General features: G+C 46.0%; 18 protein-coding genes. 14 read left to right on the plus strand and 4 right to left on the minus strand.

The genetic code is table 11. From position 1 onward, the window contains the following. Nucleotides 1–66: 66 nt before the first annotated feature. The 3 genes from fghA to MJO57_RS14140 all read left to right on the plus strand — a co-directional run bounded on the left by fghA (nt 67) and on the right by MJO57_RS14140 (nt 3,811). Nucleotides 67–906, plus strand: a complete 840-nt coding sequence (gene fghA / locus MJO57_RS14130; RefSeq protein ID WP_305881918.1) for an S-formylglutathione hydrolase — start codon at nt 67–69, stop codon at nt 904–906. A 157-nt stretch (nt 907–1,063) separates the two neighbouring features. Beyond that, on the plus strand, nt 1,064–2,578 hold the full coding sequence (locus MJO57_RS14135; RefSeq protein WP_252017330.1) for an IS66 family transposase: 1,515 nt from the start codon (nt 1,064–1,066) through the stop codon (nt 2,576–2,578). 30 nt (nt 2,579–2,608) lie between these two features. Continuing rightward, complete coding sequence (locus MJO57_RS14140) at nt 2,609–3,811, plus strand: hypothetical protein (protein WP_252026203.1); 1,203 nt, start codon at nt 2,609–2,611, stop codon at nt 3,809–3,811. Nucleotides 3,812–3,922: 111 nt separating this feature from the next. Here MJO57_RS14140 and MJO57_RS14145 read toward each other — a convergent pair whose 3' ends face one another. Next, complete coding sequence (locus MJO57_RS14145; protein WP_252026205.1) at nt 3,923–4,399, minus strand: Lrp/AsnC family transcriptional regulator; 477 nt, start codon at nt 4,397–4,399, stop codon at nt 3,923–3,925. 250 nt (nt 4,400–4,649) lie between these two features. On the opposite strand from MJO57_RS14145, the gene hppD reads away from it, so the two are divergent. Both hppD and phhA read left to right on the plus strand, forming a co-directional pair. Further along, a complete protein-coding gene (gene hppD, locus MJO57_RS14150; RefSeq protein ID WP_252026207.1) occupies nt 4,650–5,729 on the plus strand; it encodes a 4-hydroxyphenylpyruvate dioxygenase in 1,080 nt (359 codons plus the stop codon). Between the two features lie 168 nt (nt 5,730–5,897). Further along, nucleotides 5,898–6,698: a phenylalanine 4-monooxygenase gene (gene phhA, locus MJO57_RS14155; protein WP_252026208.1), complete on the plus strand. Its 801-nt coding sequence runs from the start codon at nt 5,898–5,900 to the stop codon at nt 6,696–6,698. A 228-nt stretch (nt 6,699–6,926) separates the two neighbouring features. Here phhA and MJO57_RS33285 read toward each other — a convergent pair whose 3' ends face one another. After that, nucleotides 6,927–7,007: an OapA N-terminal domain-containing protein gene (locus MJO57_RS33285; protein ID WP_371924879.1), complete on the minus strand. Its 81-nt coding sequence runs from the start codon at nt 7,005–7,007 to the stop codon at nt 6,927–6,929. Here MJO57_RS33285 and MJO57_RS14160 point away from each other — a divergent pair. The 3 genes from MJO57_RS14160 (at nt 6,972) to MJO57_RS14170 (ending at nt 10,340) form a co-directional block, all read left to right on the plus strand. After that, nucleotides 6,972–7,829, plus strand: coding sequence for an alpha/beta fold hydrolase (locus MJO57_RS14160; RefSeq protein WP_252026210.1), 858 nt, complete (start codon nt 6,972–6,974; stop codon nt 7,827–7,829). The two genes, MJO57_RS33285 and MJO57_RS14160, sit on opposite strands and share 36 nt — an antisense overlap. 131 nt (nt 7,830–7,960) lie before the next feature. Then, the gene (locus MJO57_RS14165) at nt 7,961–8,797 is read left to right on the plus strand and encodes a DUF4892 domain-containing protein (protein WP_252026212.1); all 837 of its coding nucleotides are present in this window, start codon (nt 7,961–7,963) and stop codon (nt 8,795–8,797) included. Between the two features lie 502 nt (nt 8,798–9,299). Continuing rightward, on the plus strand, nt 9,300–10,340 hold the full coding sequence (locus MJO57_RS14170; RefSeq protein WP_252017335.1) for an IS1595 family transposase: 1,041 nt from the start codon (nt 9,300–9,302) through the stop codon (nt 10,338–10,340). On the opposite strand, the gene MJO57_RS14175 is transcribed toward MJO57_RS14170, so the two are convergent. After that, the gene (locus MJO57_RS14175; protein WP_252026214.1) at nt 10,300–10,644 is read right to left on the minus strand and encodes a YecH family protein; all 345 of its coding nucleotides are present in this window, start codon (nt 10,642–10,644) and stop codon (nt 10,300–10,302) included. The genes MJO57_RS14170 and MJO57_RS14175 overlap by 41 nt on opposite strands. A 227-nt stretch (nt 10,645–10,871) precedes the next feature. Between MJO57_RS14175 and tusD the strand changes: the two genes are divergently transcribed. From tusD to MJO57_RS14200, 5 genes are all read left to right on the plus strand, one after another. Further along, on the plus strand, nt 10,872–11,264 hold the full coding sequence (tusD, locus tag MJO57_RS14180; protein ID WP_252026216.1) for a sulfurtransferase complex subunit TusD: 393 nt from the start codon (nt 10,872–10,874) through the stop codon (nt 11,262–11,264). Between the two features lies 1 nt (nt 11,265). Beyond that, nucleotides 11,266–11,625, plus strand: a complete 360-nt coding sequence (gene tusC / locus MJO57_RS14185; protein WP_252026218.1) for a sulfurtransferase complex subunit TusC — start codon at nt 11,266–11,268, stop codon at nt 11,623–11,625. Further along, entirely contained in the window at nt 11,625–11,906 is a 282-nt protein-coding gene (tusB, locus tag MJO57_RS14190; RefSeq protein ID WP_252026220.1) for a sulfurtransferase complex subunit TusB, read from the plus strand. Before tusC ends, tusB begins: the two co-directional genes overlap by 1 nt. A gap of 142 nt (nt 11,907–12,048) precedes the next feature. Further along, the gene (locus MJO57_RS14195; RefSeq protein ID WP_252026222.1) at nt 12,049–12,441 is read left to right on the plus strand and encodes a hypothetical protein; all 393 of its coding nucleotides are present in this window, start codon (nt 12,049–12,051) and stop codon (nt 12,439–12,441) included. Between the two features lie 21 nt (nt 12,442–12,462). Next, entirely contained in the window at nt 12,463–13,521 is a 1,059-nt protein-coding gene (locus MJO57_RS14200; RefSeq protein WP_252017920.1) for a transposase, read from the plus strand. Here the strand turns inward: MJO57_RS14200 and pelF are convergent. Continuing rightward, nucleotides 13,451–13,990: a GT4 family glycosyltransferase PelF gene (gene pelF / locus MJO57_RS14205; RefSeq protein ID WP_252026224.1), complete on the minus strand. Its 540-nt coding sequence runs from the start codon at nt 13,988–13,990 to the stop codon at nt 13,451–13,453. The genes MJO57_RS14200 and pelF overlap by 71 nt on opposite strands. 168 nt (nt 13,991–14,158) lie before the next feature. Here pelF and MJO57_RS14210 point away from each other — a divergent pair, with 168 nt between their 5' ends. After that, nucleotides 14,159–15,115: an IS1595 family transposase gene (locus MJO57_RS14210; RefSeq protein ID WP_252017306.1), complete on the plus strand. Its 957-nt coding sequence runs from the start codon at nt 14,159–14,161 to the stop codon at nt 15,113–15,115. Nucleotides 15,116–15,133 lie beyond the last annotated feature (18 nt).

Raw genomic sequence — 15,133 nt, forward strand, 5'->3', positions numbered from 1 at the left:
CGGTTATTTTCTTTTCACTGGGGTATTACTTTTTTCAGTCGGTCCCTATTGTATTGAGCAAGAACTATGTCTCTGGAGAATATCAGCAGCAATAAACTGTTTGGTGGCTGGCATGAGCAATACACCCACGACTCAGAAACCCTTAACTGTAACATGCGTTTTTCCATCTACCTGCCTCCTCAAAGCCAGAATAAAGCAGTTCCTACTCTGTACTGGTTGTCCGGGCTTGCCTGTACGGATGAGAATTTTATGCAGAAATCAGGCGCTCAGCGTGTTGCTTCAGAGCTGGGAATTGCCATTGTTGCGCCGGATACCAGTCCCAGGGGGGATCTGGTTCCGGATGATCCTGATTCTGCCTATGACTTTGGGCTCGGTGCCGGGTTTTATGTGAATGCCACGCAGCAGCCATGGAGTCAGCACTATCAAATGTATGATTATGTGGTTTCTGAACTACCAGAACTCATTGAACACTATTTTACGGTTAATGATAAACGCAGTATTGCCGGTCACTCCATGGGAGGGCATGGTGCGCTGGTGATGGCTTTGAAAAACCCGGATCGTTACTCATCGGTTTCTGCTTTCAGCCCGATCTGTAATCCGATAAAGAGTCCATGGGGACAAAAAGCTTTTATGGGCTATCTTGGCAATGATCGTGAGCAATGGAAAAGCTATGATGCCAGTGAGTTGCTGAAAATGTCGCTTGAACCGGTTCCGGCGTTGGTCGATCAGGGCAGTCAGGATGCTTTTTTGTACGAACAGTTGCACCTGGATGCGTTAAAAAAAGTGGTTGAAGACACAGGATATCCCATGATGATAAGGATGCAGGGAGGATATGATCATTCCTATTATTTTATTGCCACGTTTATTGAAGATCAGTTAAGGTTTCACTCAGAAAGTCTTCTATAACTGACTGAAAAAGCAGCCGCAGACTGCATTTAAATTAAATTATCTATATCAATTGTTAATAAAAAAAGGTAACTGTTCAGCACCCCCACATAAATCTGGAATTTTCTGATTTTTATACCATCCTCTTAAGCACCATTTTTCCACAATATTCGCCAGCATGATTCCAGAACTACCCGCAACTATGTCGGCTGAGATTCTCTTGAAAGAGAATGCAGAGCTGCGGATGAGAGTTGCCTGTCTGGAAGAGCGATGTCGAGAATTGGAAGAAAAGGTTGGCAAGAACAGTCAAAACAGCAGCAAGCCGCCATCGTCTGATGGTTATCAAAAACCTTGTAAAAACAGTAATTCTCCAGATCATTCTGACGACCTTTCCGCAGATAAAGGTACCGATCCATCGGATGAAAAACCCAATCCTAAAAGTCTGAGACAGTCTTCTGGTAATAAAGCCGGTGGAAAGAAAGGGCATCAGGGCACTTGTCTTAAACAGGTCGATATCCCTGACTATATTGAGTACCTTCCGGTTAAAGAATGCAATAAATGTCAGGCGTCTCTTCTTGATAGTGAGCCGGTCAAATATATTGAACGACAGGTGTTTGAACCAGGGAGACCGGGTGAATTTGAAGTAACGGCCCATAGAGCTGAAGTAAAAATCTGCACTTGTGGTTGTCGGAATCAGGCTGAATTCCCGGAAGGTGTTACCGCTGCCGCACAATATGGCTCAGCCACACAGGCTATGGCCGTCTATCTTAACCAATACCATTTCCTGCCTTTTAAGCGCGTGTCAGAGTATTTTAATACTCTCTATAAAATGAGTGTAAGTGCAGGCACTGTCGCCAATTTTGTGGCCAGAACCTATGAAAATCTGGCTTCTACTGAAGAGGTTATTCGTGACGCCTTGCGGGAATCGTCTGTTGCCGGAGCCGATGAAACGGGTATGCGGGCCGAGGGCTCTTTGCACTGGCTACACGTTATGCGGGATGAACAATGGACGCTCTACTACTTGTCTGAAAAGCGAGGTCGTGAGGCCATGGACACGATGGGCATACTGCTAACATTTGCAGGCGTTCTGGTTCATGATCATTGGAAATCCTATTTTGCATATGCGGCAACTCACGTACTTTGCAATGCCCATCACCTGAGGGAGCTTTTGGGTGTTGTTGATAGGGACAGCAATCAACTGGCGTTGCGATTGATGAAGCTACTGAGGCTTTCCTGGCATTACTGCAAGGGCTTTAAGACCATAGGTATGCTACAGATGCCAAGTGTTGTCTGTGAACGAATCGAGAAGATTTATGACCGGTTGCTTCAGCGGGCTCTAATGAAAGAAGTCGTCTATATGGAGAAGCAACGAGAGGAGCTTAAGCGCAAGAAAGTCAAGAATACTAAAGCTTACAATCTCTTCAAACGACTCACTGAGTTCAAGGCTGAGACACTGCGCTTCATGTCAGATTTTACCATTCCCTTCGATAACAATGGCAGTGAGCGGGATGTTCGAATGGCCAAGTTAAAGCAGAAAATCTCAGGCTGCTTCAGGAGTGCAGACGGTGGTTCTATGTTTGCACGGATTCGCAGCTATTTGTCGTCTGCCAGAAAACAGGGAATGGACATATATCAATCACTTCATAGAGCTGTTCGGAATTACTGTAATATGCCTTTGCTCAGTGCTGAATAGTTACAAAAAAAGTATTTAGAGGGAATCGCTATGCTGAATAATTTAGCTTCTCGAGATTATATTTTGGAAATGTTGAATAAAGAGATTGATAAGGATAGCAATCACGTAATTCCAGAATTTGTTAAGTATCTCTCTGAGAAAATAGAAAGATCACAGGTTAAATCTCTTCGGGAGTATTCAATTAAATGTATTAATCAAAGCGTTGCCGCTGTTGCCGACTGTCGTTATATCAATAATCCTCACATAGATCGTCTGGAATTACCCAATATATTAAAAATGGATCTTAATATTTCAGGTTTTTATGGTTTTGATATTCAGTTTAAGCTGAATAACGCCTTGAGAAGAGAGTTGGGTAAAGATGATTTAAATCCATTTGAAGTAAAAGTATGGCTGGATATGGGGGCAAAAATAGACACTGAAGGTAAAAGTATAATAGATTCAGCTTTGAAAAGAACGATAGAGGATAATAAGCCTATTTTTGCAAAAGCCTGGTTATCAATGGGAGGTATGATACCCGACTTTCAGCATAAAATTGATCAGGGTTTACAGCAAGCCAGAACAGTATTCAGGGTTAGGGAATGGCACGATCTGGGGGCACCAATTAATAATAACGTTCAACTGAAATTAAATGAATGGTTAAAAGGTTACCTGGAGAAAAGAGATGGGTTGGGAGTAAGGGCGTGTTTGTCAATGGGGGCAACAACAGAAAACCTTCAGCAACAGCTTGATGATTGTATGACCAGCATGCTTCTTGAAAATAAACCTGATTCAGGGGATCTTGTTACCTGGAAAGAATTAGGTGCAAATATCAAACCTGAGTTTCAAACTATTCTTGATTCGAATTTGGAAAGGGTTGCCAGAGAAAATAATGTTTTGCAGTTTGAGTGTTGGCTGGAACTGGGTGCAAACCAAACGGATGAGGCCAAACGATTAATAAATCTTGCAGCTCAACGCTGTGCTGATCAAAGTAATGCTTATCGTGTAAAAGCATGGGTAGATTTAGGCGCAAACAGTCCATACAGTCAGGATGAACTTAATACAATGTTCCAAACGGAAGTCCGGAAAGATCAACCTTTTTTAGCAAGATTCTTCCTTGAATTAGGTGCAGAGGTTAGCTCTGATATTCAAGCTCAGCTGAATGCTGGATTACTAAGAGCAATAACTAATAATCGTACACATTTAATTAAAAGCTGGATGGACATTGGTGCAAGTTTGAGTTTCGAGCAAGTTTAAGGGAATCCTGAGCAGTGTTTGCCTTAACATAAAGTGAAAGTAGGCATATCGTTACAGTATATGTTGAGAAATTATCCGGTTTAACAGCTTGTACAGTCAATATAAAATCCTCTATAAACTGAGCGGTAGTGCCGTGGTGGATTTAATGGCAGAGAGTGCCAGTGCGGTTTTGATCTTGCTGACACCAGGGATTTTCATCAATTCTTCCATTAGAAAAAAAGAGAGTGCCTGCTGATTTTTGGCAACAACTTTCAATAGGTAATCGCCATCACTGCCCGTAATGGCGTGACACTCCATGACCGGAGACATTTTCAGAATGGCCTCTTTGAAATGGTTTGCAGAGTCCGGGGTATGATAATCCAGAGAAACGGTGACAAAAGCTTCTACATCCAGACCAACAGCCTGAGGGTTCAGTAGAGTTACCTGTTTTTGAATATAGCCTTTTGCTTTCAGCCGGCTGATACGGCGCGAGCATTGTGATGCCGAGAGGCTGATCAGCTCTGCAAGACATTGCAGGGATAGCGCATCCTCCTGCTGGAGTGCAGATAACAGCCTTATGTCGTAAGTATCCAATACATTTTTGCCCATCTACTGATCCCTCACTACCGTTTGGCTGCACTTTTGTTCAACATAGAAATTTATTGGCAGAAACCATAAAAACAGGTGGTCTGGCGGCTTATGTCAGCTAGTGTAAGCCCGGTTAAATCGCTCTGCCAATTCATCTGATGCAAACCTTTTGTATCATCTTGCTTAAGAAGGCTGCAGATCGCAAGGCTTTTGCATCAGGGCAATCGTATACTTTTCTATACTGTGGCTGGAATGTGAAAGAGGACGAAGCATGACAACGAACAAAATGTCAAAGATTACCAGCACGAACCCGATGGGAACCGATGGGTTTGAATTTGTCGAATACGCAGCGCCTGATCCGGTGGCACTGGACAGCCTCTTCAAGCAATTTGGCTTTGTTCCGGTAGCGCGCCATCGATCCAAAGAGGTGACATTGTATCGCCAGGGGGGAATTAACTTTATCGTTAATGGCGAGCCTGACTCATTTGCCCAGAAATTTGCCCGTGAGCATGGTCCCTGTGCCTGTGCATTTGCCATTCGGGTAGAAGATGCGGCTGTTGCCTTTGAGAGAGCCATGCAACTGGGCTGTGAACCTGGACCAACCCAGAGTGGTCCCATGGAGCTGAATATCCCGTCCATTGTGGGCATCGGTGGCAGCCTTATTTATCTGGTTGACCGATATGGCGACAAAGGTTCGATTTATGATGTGGACTTCGTACCTATCGAGGGAGTTGATCAGAAACCTGTCGGTGTTGACCTGACGTTTATTGATCATCTTACCCATAATGTACAGCGTGGTAACATGGATAACTGGGCATCTTACTACGAGGACATTTTTAACTTCCGCGAGATTCGTTATTTTGACATTGAAGGAAAGCTGACGGGGTTGAAATCCCGGGCAATGACCAGTCCCTGTGGCAAGATCAAAATTCCTATCAATGAGTCTTCTGATGACAAGAGCCAGATTGAAGAGTACCTGCACCAGTATAATGGTGAAGGCATCCAGCATATTGCTCTGTACTCCAACGATATCTATCACTCGATTCCAAAGATGAGGTCCAATGGCACTACTTTCCTGACGCCCCCTCCGGATACGTATTATGAAATGCTTGCAGAGAGACTGCCTTGGCACAGTGAAGATGTTGATAAGCTGAAGGCCAGTGCCATTCTCATGGATGGGGCGCCTACAGAGGACGGTGGATTACTGTTACAGATTTTCACAGAAACTGTTATTGGCCCGATATTTTTTGAAATTATCCAGCGCAAAGGGGATGAAGGGTTTGGTGAAGGTAACTTTACTGCGCTGTTTGAAAGCATGGAAAGGGATCAGATGAAAAGAGGAGTGTTGTAGTTTTTTCTTTGAAGTTAATGGCTGATAACCGATCAGTCTGGTTCAATCAGGGACCCGGCATTACGGGCTGCCGACCCATTGTTCCGGGGCTTTTCAGGGAATGAGCCTGCAATCTCGAGAGGTAGTGGGTAATTCATTACCTCGCCTACAAGGTCGGGGAGAGTATTTATGAAGTCATCCAAATATCAGGCAAGAAAACCTGATGAGTCGGGCTTTATTGAATATACGGAAGAGGAGCATGAAACCTGGAGTATTCTGTATCACCGACAGATTGAGCTATTGAAAGGCCGGGCATGTGATGAATACATGGATGGCATCAATGAGCTGGCCATGCCATCAGAGCGTATCCCACAGCTGGATGAAATAAGCAGGGTGCTCAGGGACAAAACCGGCTGGGGCGTTGCCAGGGTACCGGCGCTGATCTCCTTTGATCGGTTTTTTCAGCTGTTAGCCGACAAACAATTCCCGGTTGCTACCTTTATTCGGGTCAGGGATGAGTTGGATTATCTTCAGGAGCCGGATATTTTTCATGAAATATTTGGTCACTGTCCTTTACTGACCAATCAGGATTTTGCCGACTTTACGGAAACCTATGGCAGGCTTGGTCTGGCTGCCAGCAAAGAAGAAAGGGTTTACCTTGCCAGGCTTTACTGGATGACTGTTGAGTTTGGCTTATTGAATACCTCGCAGGGATTGCGTATCTATGGCGGTGGGATTCTCTCCAGTTATGGTGAAACGGCTTACGCTCTGGATAGTGATATTCCTGTCAGAACAGCCTTTGATCCACTGACAGCACTCAGAACACCTTATCGAATCGATATTTTGCAGCCATTATATTATGTCCTGGACAATATTACGGTCCTTCATCGCCTTTGTGAAATGGATATTATGGCACTGGTACATCAGGCTATGACAATGCCTATGCTTTCCCCGATGTTTGAGCCAAAGCCCAGGGAAGGCGCTGCATGAAATGAACGTTCTACCACTTCAGAGTGGTAGAACTCACCATGGCAACTCTTTTTCAACCACTTTACCGGAGTTTCCATTCTCGCGTAGGGCGTTGATACAACCCCTTTAAAAACAAACTATTCCTTTCTGATTTGCCTTATTTTCTTGCTGCGTCCCTGTGTTAATATTCAGCTTTTTTATGGAGTAAGCCTTGATATTCATAGTCAGTCAACAGGCCTTGAGCCTTGGTTATTCTCTAAACAAGACAATACTTTGAATTGCAAGGAGTCTGCGATGCATCCAAGGGAGCTGAGCATTCAAACACCGCATTTAACGTTTGCTGCGCTGGAGTGGGGGGATCCTCAGGGGAATCCGGTTATTGCGCTCCATGGCTGGCTGGATAATGCCGCCAGTTTCACGCCGATGGCTACAAAGTTAGAAGGAATAAGGCTGATCGTCCCGGATCAGGCGGGTCATGGCTTATCTGAACATCGGGCTGAGTGGTTCAGTTATGATGTCTGGCACTATGTTGAAGATCTGGTTTATATTGCTGAGTCACTGCAACTTGAACGGTTTGGACTGCTGGGGCATTCCATGGGCGGTGTTGTCAGTGCTATGGCCGCAGGATCGGTTCTGAAAGAGCAGGTTACCGGCCTGGTGGCTATTGATGGACTTTTTCCCTGGCCAAGAAAACCGGAAGATGCACCCAAAGCGTTGATGGATTATATCAATCAACGCAGAACACCGGCTGCTCAGCTCCCTGTCGCCCGTTATCGATCAAAGCAACAGGCAGTTCGAGCCCGTGCCATGAGTCAGTTCAAAGTTTCCAGGCTGTCTTCTGAGTTGCTGGTGGACCGCTCGATTACCCGGGATGGTGAAGACTGGGTGTGGACCTCCGACCCACGGCTAAAACTTGGCTCACCAACTCGCTTCTCCCTTGAGCAGACTCTGGCGTTTCCCCGACAGATTATCTGTCCCGCTCATATGATTTATGTTGATAGCGGACCTATCAGTGACGCTATCGATGAGTACAGGGGCCAGCTTACCAATATTCAATTCCACGCGATGAGTGGAAGCCACCATTTACATATGGATGATCAAGTGGATTCCATTGCTGATATAGTAAACTCTGTTCTGGGCGGTGGTTTATGATAGTCTGAGGGATAGATGGGGAAGCCTTGGGTTGTTTCATGAAAAAAGTAATTACAGAAAGCCTGAGTCTAGTGAAGACTCTCCAACTGCACTCGTCAACCACTGCCTTAAAAATTAGCAGTACTTTGCTTATGCTGGCACTTGTTCAGCCCGTTTATGCAGCAGACCATACAGCGGAGCTGCGGGATTATCCAAATGCACGGGTCGCGTTGTCCCTTGATGAAAATCGTCAGAATCATCCGATCATCACCAATCGAATGAAACGGGTTAATGGGGTAGTTACCTCCGACAACGCTAAATGGTTTGATGGACACCTTATCAGAAATCTCTACCTTTTACCGCCGGGCCACAGCAGTACTCAGGGATATGAATTCTATGTCAAACATTTGCGGGACCAGGGGGTAGACCCCCTGTTTGAATGCCGTAGCTTTTCCTGTGGAGCCAGTAATTTCTGGGCTAATGATATCTTCGGGATATCAACTCTCTATGGTCAGGATAAAGAGCAGGCGTTTTATATTGGAAAAAAGCAGCACACGTTTTATACGGTCTATGCTGTCAGGCGGGGGAATGGTCGTATTTATACCTTGGTGGATGTCTTTAAACCTCATGGCTATGGGGTTGAAAGTGTCATAGAACAACGCTCTGCCGACCGTATACTGAGGCTGGCATCGGATCATTCAGGCATTGAAAAAAGTTCTGACCTGACCGCATTTGTAGCAAATATGAACTCTGATTCATCCATGAATGCACTGCTCATCATTCACAGCACCGTACCCGATACCCTCTCAGAGCTGGATACATGGCAGGTCAAAATGGTGGCGTTGCAAGGTACTATTGCTCAGTATTTAAAAGAGCAGGGGATTAGTGAATCACGGCTGCGCTTCAATATTTCTATTGGCACTCATGAGAGTTCACTGAAGTCAAGAGAAAAGCCGTCTTTCTGGCTTGAAGTTATCCCTTTAAATTAATTTTAACCAAGCGTGATTTATTGCAGCAGTTTCCTGTCAAACGGTTTCAATACGCCTTTATGGGTAATAGTAAGTCAGTGTTTTTTGTCAAGGTGATGTAATGTTGATGTAGGTCAATATGAAAGAAAAAAACAATACGTAATATAGCTTATGCCTGGTGGGGGAAAGAAGGGGGATTTCTCCAGAAAAGGCCTTGGCGTCGCGGGGGAGGTGACACACGGCCACGAAGATGAGACAGGCAACAACAATAAAATATTGAAACCGGTTCTTGTGACCGGTTTTTTGTTTCTGTTCACGCAGTAAGACAAAGGAATAGTCGAACAACAACTGCGGGGGTGTGTTTCAATGGCAGTGGCAGTTGCAGCCTTTGTACTGGATGCCTTCACCCGTTTCGATCAGCTTACCTTTCTCAACAAACTGATCAACAAGTTCTTCCGGCTAAGTTACCGTTAATGGTTGAATCAGCTAAACTCCCATAAAATCTACGTTGTAGGGGAGTGATATGCAATCTGAACTCTTCCAGAATTTTATTGATTCCATTTCAACATTAACCAGTGAACAGCGAGACATTCTTAACAACTCGCTCCTTAGTACTCAAATAGAGGTTACCGAGGTAGTAGAAACCACTGACTCTGAACCTGTTTACAGTGAATCTATACCCAATAACGATAATGCAACACCTGACGTAGAAAAGAGCATACTTGCCCAATTTGCCGAAAACCCCAGGTGCCCCAAATGCAAAAGCCATAGCGTTGGTCGCTGGGGCATACGAAATGGCCGACAGCGCTACCACTGCAAGACTTGCGACTCAACGTTTAACGCCTTTAGTGGAACGCCTTTGGCAAGGCTCAGGCACCCTGAAAAATGGAACAAGTACCTCGCAGGTATGACTCACTCTATGGTCTTGCGACCAGCTGCTGCTGAGAATGCCATTGACTTGAAAACTGCGTTCCGCTGGCGTCACCGCTTTCTTGAAGTGATTAATAATGATCAAGCAGAAGAGCTTTGTGGCATTACTGAGCTTGATGAAACATTTTTCCGTGAATCCTTCAAAGGGCAAAGAGAAGGCCTTCCACGGCCAACCCGAAAGCGGGGTAATGATCCCAACAAAGCCCGAAAAGTCCCGGTAATGGTGGCTCGGGACCGTAATCGAAATACCGTTGACGGTGTATTAGAAAACGAAAGTGCTAATGAATTGTGCAGGCATTTAAATGGCCGCATATCGATACAGGCCACGGTCTGTGCGGATGCACACCTCGCTCACGAAAAACTTGCTGACAAGCTTGGATTTGTCTTCAAGGAGCTGGTGACATCAGCAGGTCAACATGTTGTTGAAGGCATCTACCACATCCAGACTGTAAATTCTTATCACAGTCATTTAAAACGCTGGATTGGCGGCGTATTCCAAGGGGTTGCAACTCGTTACCTTCCCCATTATCTGGCCTGGAGGCGAGAACTGACGGCAGCAAAAAAATTAACTGTTGGCCGGTTGATCAGCAGAATTACTGAACATTGGTGCTTCCAACCATTAACGGTAACTTAGCCAGTTCTTCCGCTGTCAGTTCCCGTGCGGAGCAAGTGTGGTAACGTGCTTCTTCACCAAACTCTGCTGAGATAGCGGTGAGAAGCGTCTCTTTGTTCAGCACTACTTTCTGTTCCTTGATCAGGTTCAGTACATTATGGCCGTGTATGGATTCCATGGGTTTATTCTCATATAAATAGTATGGACTTTGGTCAACAATACTCTGACTAATGTAATTAAAAAGTCGTATATATTCGTATAGGTTGGCTTGCTGATTGGTGATGCCCCGGGCGTTGGCACCCAGTGGTATTATAACCTTGATCACTGACACAGGATTATGGCCCCTGATCGATCCTTATCAGGATCCTGCTGTTAATGAGAGCCTTTCATACGCCAGAATTCAATGGTTTATGCCCCGGTGGATCAGGCCATGGCCAACAGCATTCCGCTGATGGAATTGCTGACCTACTTAACTGATGTTTGACCAGGTTGGCCATTGTTATTTCTGTTAACATGGGTTCATTCAGTGTCTGTTAACGCAAGGTTATTTTTATGAAATTTGCACTGGCCGTGTATGGAGCTCCGGCCAACAGCCAGGCTCCACAAAGTGCATTGCACTTTGCCAGGGCATTGGTGGCCCAGGGACATGAAATTGTTCGGTTGTTTTTTTATCAGGATGGGGTGAATACGGCGACTGCGATTGCCTGGCCACCTCAGGATGAGTCCAACCTTTCTGAACAATGGCAACAATTTGTTCAGGCGCATAACCTGGATGCGGTGGTTTGTATTGCTGCGGCATTAAGACGAGGAGTAGTGGACCAGACAGAGGCTGAACGTTATCAGCTGCCGGCCCATAACCTCCGGAAGGGCTATGAGCTTTCCGGTCTTGGGCAGTTGCTTGACGGAGCGCTGATGGCTGATCGATTGATAACGTTTGGAGCCTGAGATGAGTCATTCTGTGTGCGTTATTTCGAGTCGGGCACCCTACTGCGGACAGGTAGCCCGTGAGGCTCTTGATACGGCACTGGTATCAGCTTCTTATGATATTGAGACCAGTCTCTTACTGATCGGTGATGGGGTCTATCAGTTATTGAAAGGACAGGATGCGGGTCAAATTCCACGAAAGAGCCTTTTAGCCATGCTTCAGGTACTGCCTCTTTATGGTATAGAAACCATCCATGTCGATCAGGTGTCACTGGATGAACGGGGGATCAATTCAGAAGCGCTTCAGGAAGGGGTGACAGTACTTGCTGAGGGAGAATTGCCTCAGTTTATCCAACAGCATTCCAGGGTGTTTAATTTCTGATGAGTACGTTGCATACCGCTAATAAGCCAGGTCAGGCGATAGCACTCTGCCTTCGTGCTGTTGCCAGGGGTGACTCTGTGTTGTTGATTGAAGATGCTGTTTATGAGCTGTTGTCACCAGCTACCAGGCTGAAGGCTCTGCCAGATGGTTGCTCTGTTTATGTAATGGATATCGATGCACGGGCGCGAGGGGTGGAGGTATTAGCACCGTTTGAAGTCATTAACTATGACCGCTTTGTCTCACTGTGTGTCGGTAATGAGAAAGTTGTATCTTGGTTTTAGTTGATATTATCCAATCATATTTACTTACTAACGCTGGCTTTGACATTGTCTGCCTCTGAGGAAATCCACTTGAAAGCACCGGTTGCCCCTAAAGTTCCCCATTCTATTGTTCAGCACGGCCGGACCCGTATCGTCCTGGCCCGTGAAAAGAGATGGTTTTCTTTATTATTACCGTGAAGAGAAGGGAAAGAACTATCCCATTCTTTGTCGTCGCAGTGCCTCAATGGATCTGCCTGAAGTGGTTTATATGGATGTTAACGAAGAGGCTGATGGCAAGGATCTTTATATGTTTGGCCCTTCCATCATCAACCGCGCCAATACTTTTCTTGCTTATGGTTATAACTTAACCGGTTCCATGGAACGAAGTATTCGGGTTCGGAATCTGGAGACCCTGAAAGACAGTGAGTGGACCTTCCATGACAGTACTGGCTCAATACTCTGGATTGATGATGAGCACCTTCTGGTGGTTGAGCGTGATGAGCAGGCCCGTGGTAAAAATGTCTATAAAATTAACTCAAGTTACGCACCTTGCTGAAAATCAGCCATTATTGGTGGCATGAAAAATGATCTCATAGAACTTTATTCTGACTACCTGTTGTCGTCGTCTGGGAAGACCACTGCAACGGGAGTGTCAGAGCTTTTGGATAATGTCTACAGTCATGACCAATTCACCCGATTGCTTTCAAACAATGAGTTTACCAGTCGTGACTTATGGCTTTACGTTAAACCCGTCGTGCGACAGGTTGAGTGCAGTGATGGGGTTTTGATCTTTGACGATACGATTCAGGAAAAGCAGTTCAGCAAAGAGAATGCCCTGAACACCTGGCATTTTGATCATACAAAAAATCGCACCGTGAAAGGTATAAATCTGCTCAATGCACACTACCATGCCGGAGATGCGTCGATTCCTGTCGCCTATAAATTGATCGAGAAAACCATCCTGTACACCGACTTGAAGACAAAAAAGGTAAGACGATATGCAGAGCAAACCAAAAATGAAATGATGCGGGAGATGCTGATGATTTGCTGCCATAACCAGCTTATGTTCCGCTATGTCCTTGCAGATAGCTGGTTTTGCTCAAACGACAATATGATGTTTATTCGACACGACTGTAATAAACATTTCCTGATGGCGATGAAGTCAAACCGCAAGGTATCCCTCAGTCTGGACGACAAATTACAAGGCCGTTCACAGCGTATAGATACTGTTGATTTTTCAGAAGATAAGCCTGTACAAGGGTGGATAGCAGGTGTCGATTTCCCTGTTCTGCTATACCGTCAGGTCTTTAAAAACAAAGACGGAAGCACAGGCATTCTCTATCTGGTTTGCAGCGATCTTGACTGTGATGCCGAGACTCTCAAGGCAATCTACGAGAAACGGTGGAAAGTCGAGGTCTTCCATAAAACGCTGAAATCGAATGCGTCAATGGCCAAGTCACCGGCGCATACTGTGAGAACACAGAGTAATCATATCTTTCTTTCAATTTACTCAGCCTTCAGGTTGGAAGTATTGTCATTGAAAGTAAATCTGAATCACTTTCAGCTCAGAGCCAAAATCTATATGGCAGGGCTGAAAGCTTCGTTGGGGCAGCTGAGAGAGCTGTTAGCTGCGTAACTTCAGTAAGATAAGACGCTTCTGTGCTGTATTCCCGGTAGAGTTCATTCACCATATTCATGGCATGGTGGCTGTGCAGAAAACTGCCATGATTCAGATGATCACCAGTGCTGAGCGCCTGACAGACCCAGGGCATGATATCCGGGCTGCCATCGGCCGGATGCCACGCCTTAAGCTGATGATGAAACGCCTCCACACCCTCGAAGGTATCAGGATCAGCGGTGGCGACCCTGTCGGGGTTTTGCCCGGCCGATTGACTGAGAAACCAGGTGGTAAAGTAAACGACATTATCAGGAAGCTGATAATACTGCACGGTGTTCTGTTCCGGTGAGCCACCAATAAACATAATCCCAAAGCGGATCTCGGGGGATGCCTTGATCATTTCGTGAATCCAGCTGGAAACGCCACCACGAACAAAGGGGTAAGTGCCTTCCAACAGGAAAAGTACATCAACTGTCTGCTGGTTCAAGGGAAGCATCCTCGGAAGAAGTGGACTGAAGCCCAAAATTGATCGGCACCTGGGCTACGGGCTCCGGTTGCCGCAGAGCCATAAATAATCCTGATTACCACCGACCCTACGTCGTGAGCCAGCTGCTATAATAAACGTCGATAGTCATGTGTTTTGGAGGTAAAACTGATGTGTAAAAACACCATTCAGTTCCAAAAAGGCCTTGGCATTATGCAATTTCTGGCTAATTACGGCAGTGAAGAGCAGTGTGAGAACGCGCTGTCCTCTTGGCGCTGGCCAGATGGCTTCCAATGCCCGAAGTGTGGCTCCCGCAGTTTCTGCAAGCTTCACCGGAAAGCTGAATTCCAGTGCAATTGCTGCCGTTGCCAAACCTCGCTTACCAGTAACACTATCTTTGACTCAACAAAGCTGCCTCTAGCTACCTGGTTTCTGGGTATCTATCTCGTCACCCAGAATAAAGCGGGGATTTCTTGCCTGACGCTTCATCGACAACTTGGCATTTCCTACAATGCCGCATTGCGCATGAAACACAAACTCATGCAGGTCATGATGGAAAGAGATAACAGCTGGCAGTTGAGTGGTTTTGTTCAGATTGATGACGCCTATTGGGGCGGAGAGCGCCACGGAGGCCGCCGGGGCAGAGGCTCAGAGAACAAAGCCCCCTTCGTGGCCGCAGTTCAGACAGATGCTGATAACCACCCTATCTACATGAAGTTCAATGCCGTTGATAACTTCCGGCGAAAAACCATTCAGGAGTGGGCAGAACATGCCCTGAAAAAGGGTGTCCGGGCCGTCAGCGATGGCTTGTCCTGTTTCCGGGGTATTGAAGATGCCGGATGCCAGCACACAGCCATCATTACCGGTGGTGGGCATGCATCCATGGAGAATGAGTTGTTCACCTGGGTAAATACCATGCTGGGAAACGTGAAAACAGCGATTACCGGTACTTACCATAAGCTCGACCCCAAGCATCTGGGCCGTTATCTATCAGAGTTCAACTATCGGTTTAACCGGCGTTTTGATATGCCTTCAATGATCTCAAGGCTAGGTCGGGCTGCAGTCAATACAGCACCGATGCCGGATCGACTTCTCAAACTGCCAGACGTCCAGTGGAAACCGGGTTAGCCATCAACCGATAATTGA

The organism is Endozoicomonas sp. SCSIO W0465 (assembly GCF_023716865.1).
GTDB lineage: Bacteria > Pseudomonadota > Gammaproteobacteria > Pseudomonadales > Endozoicomonadaceae > Endozoicomonas.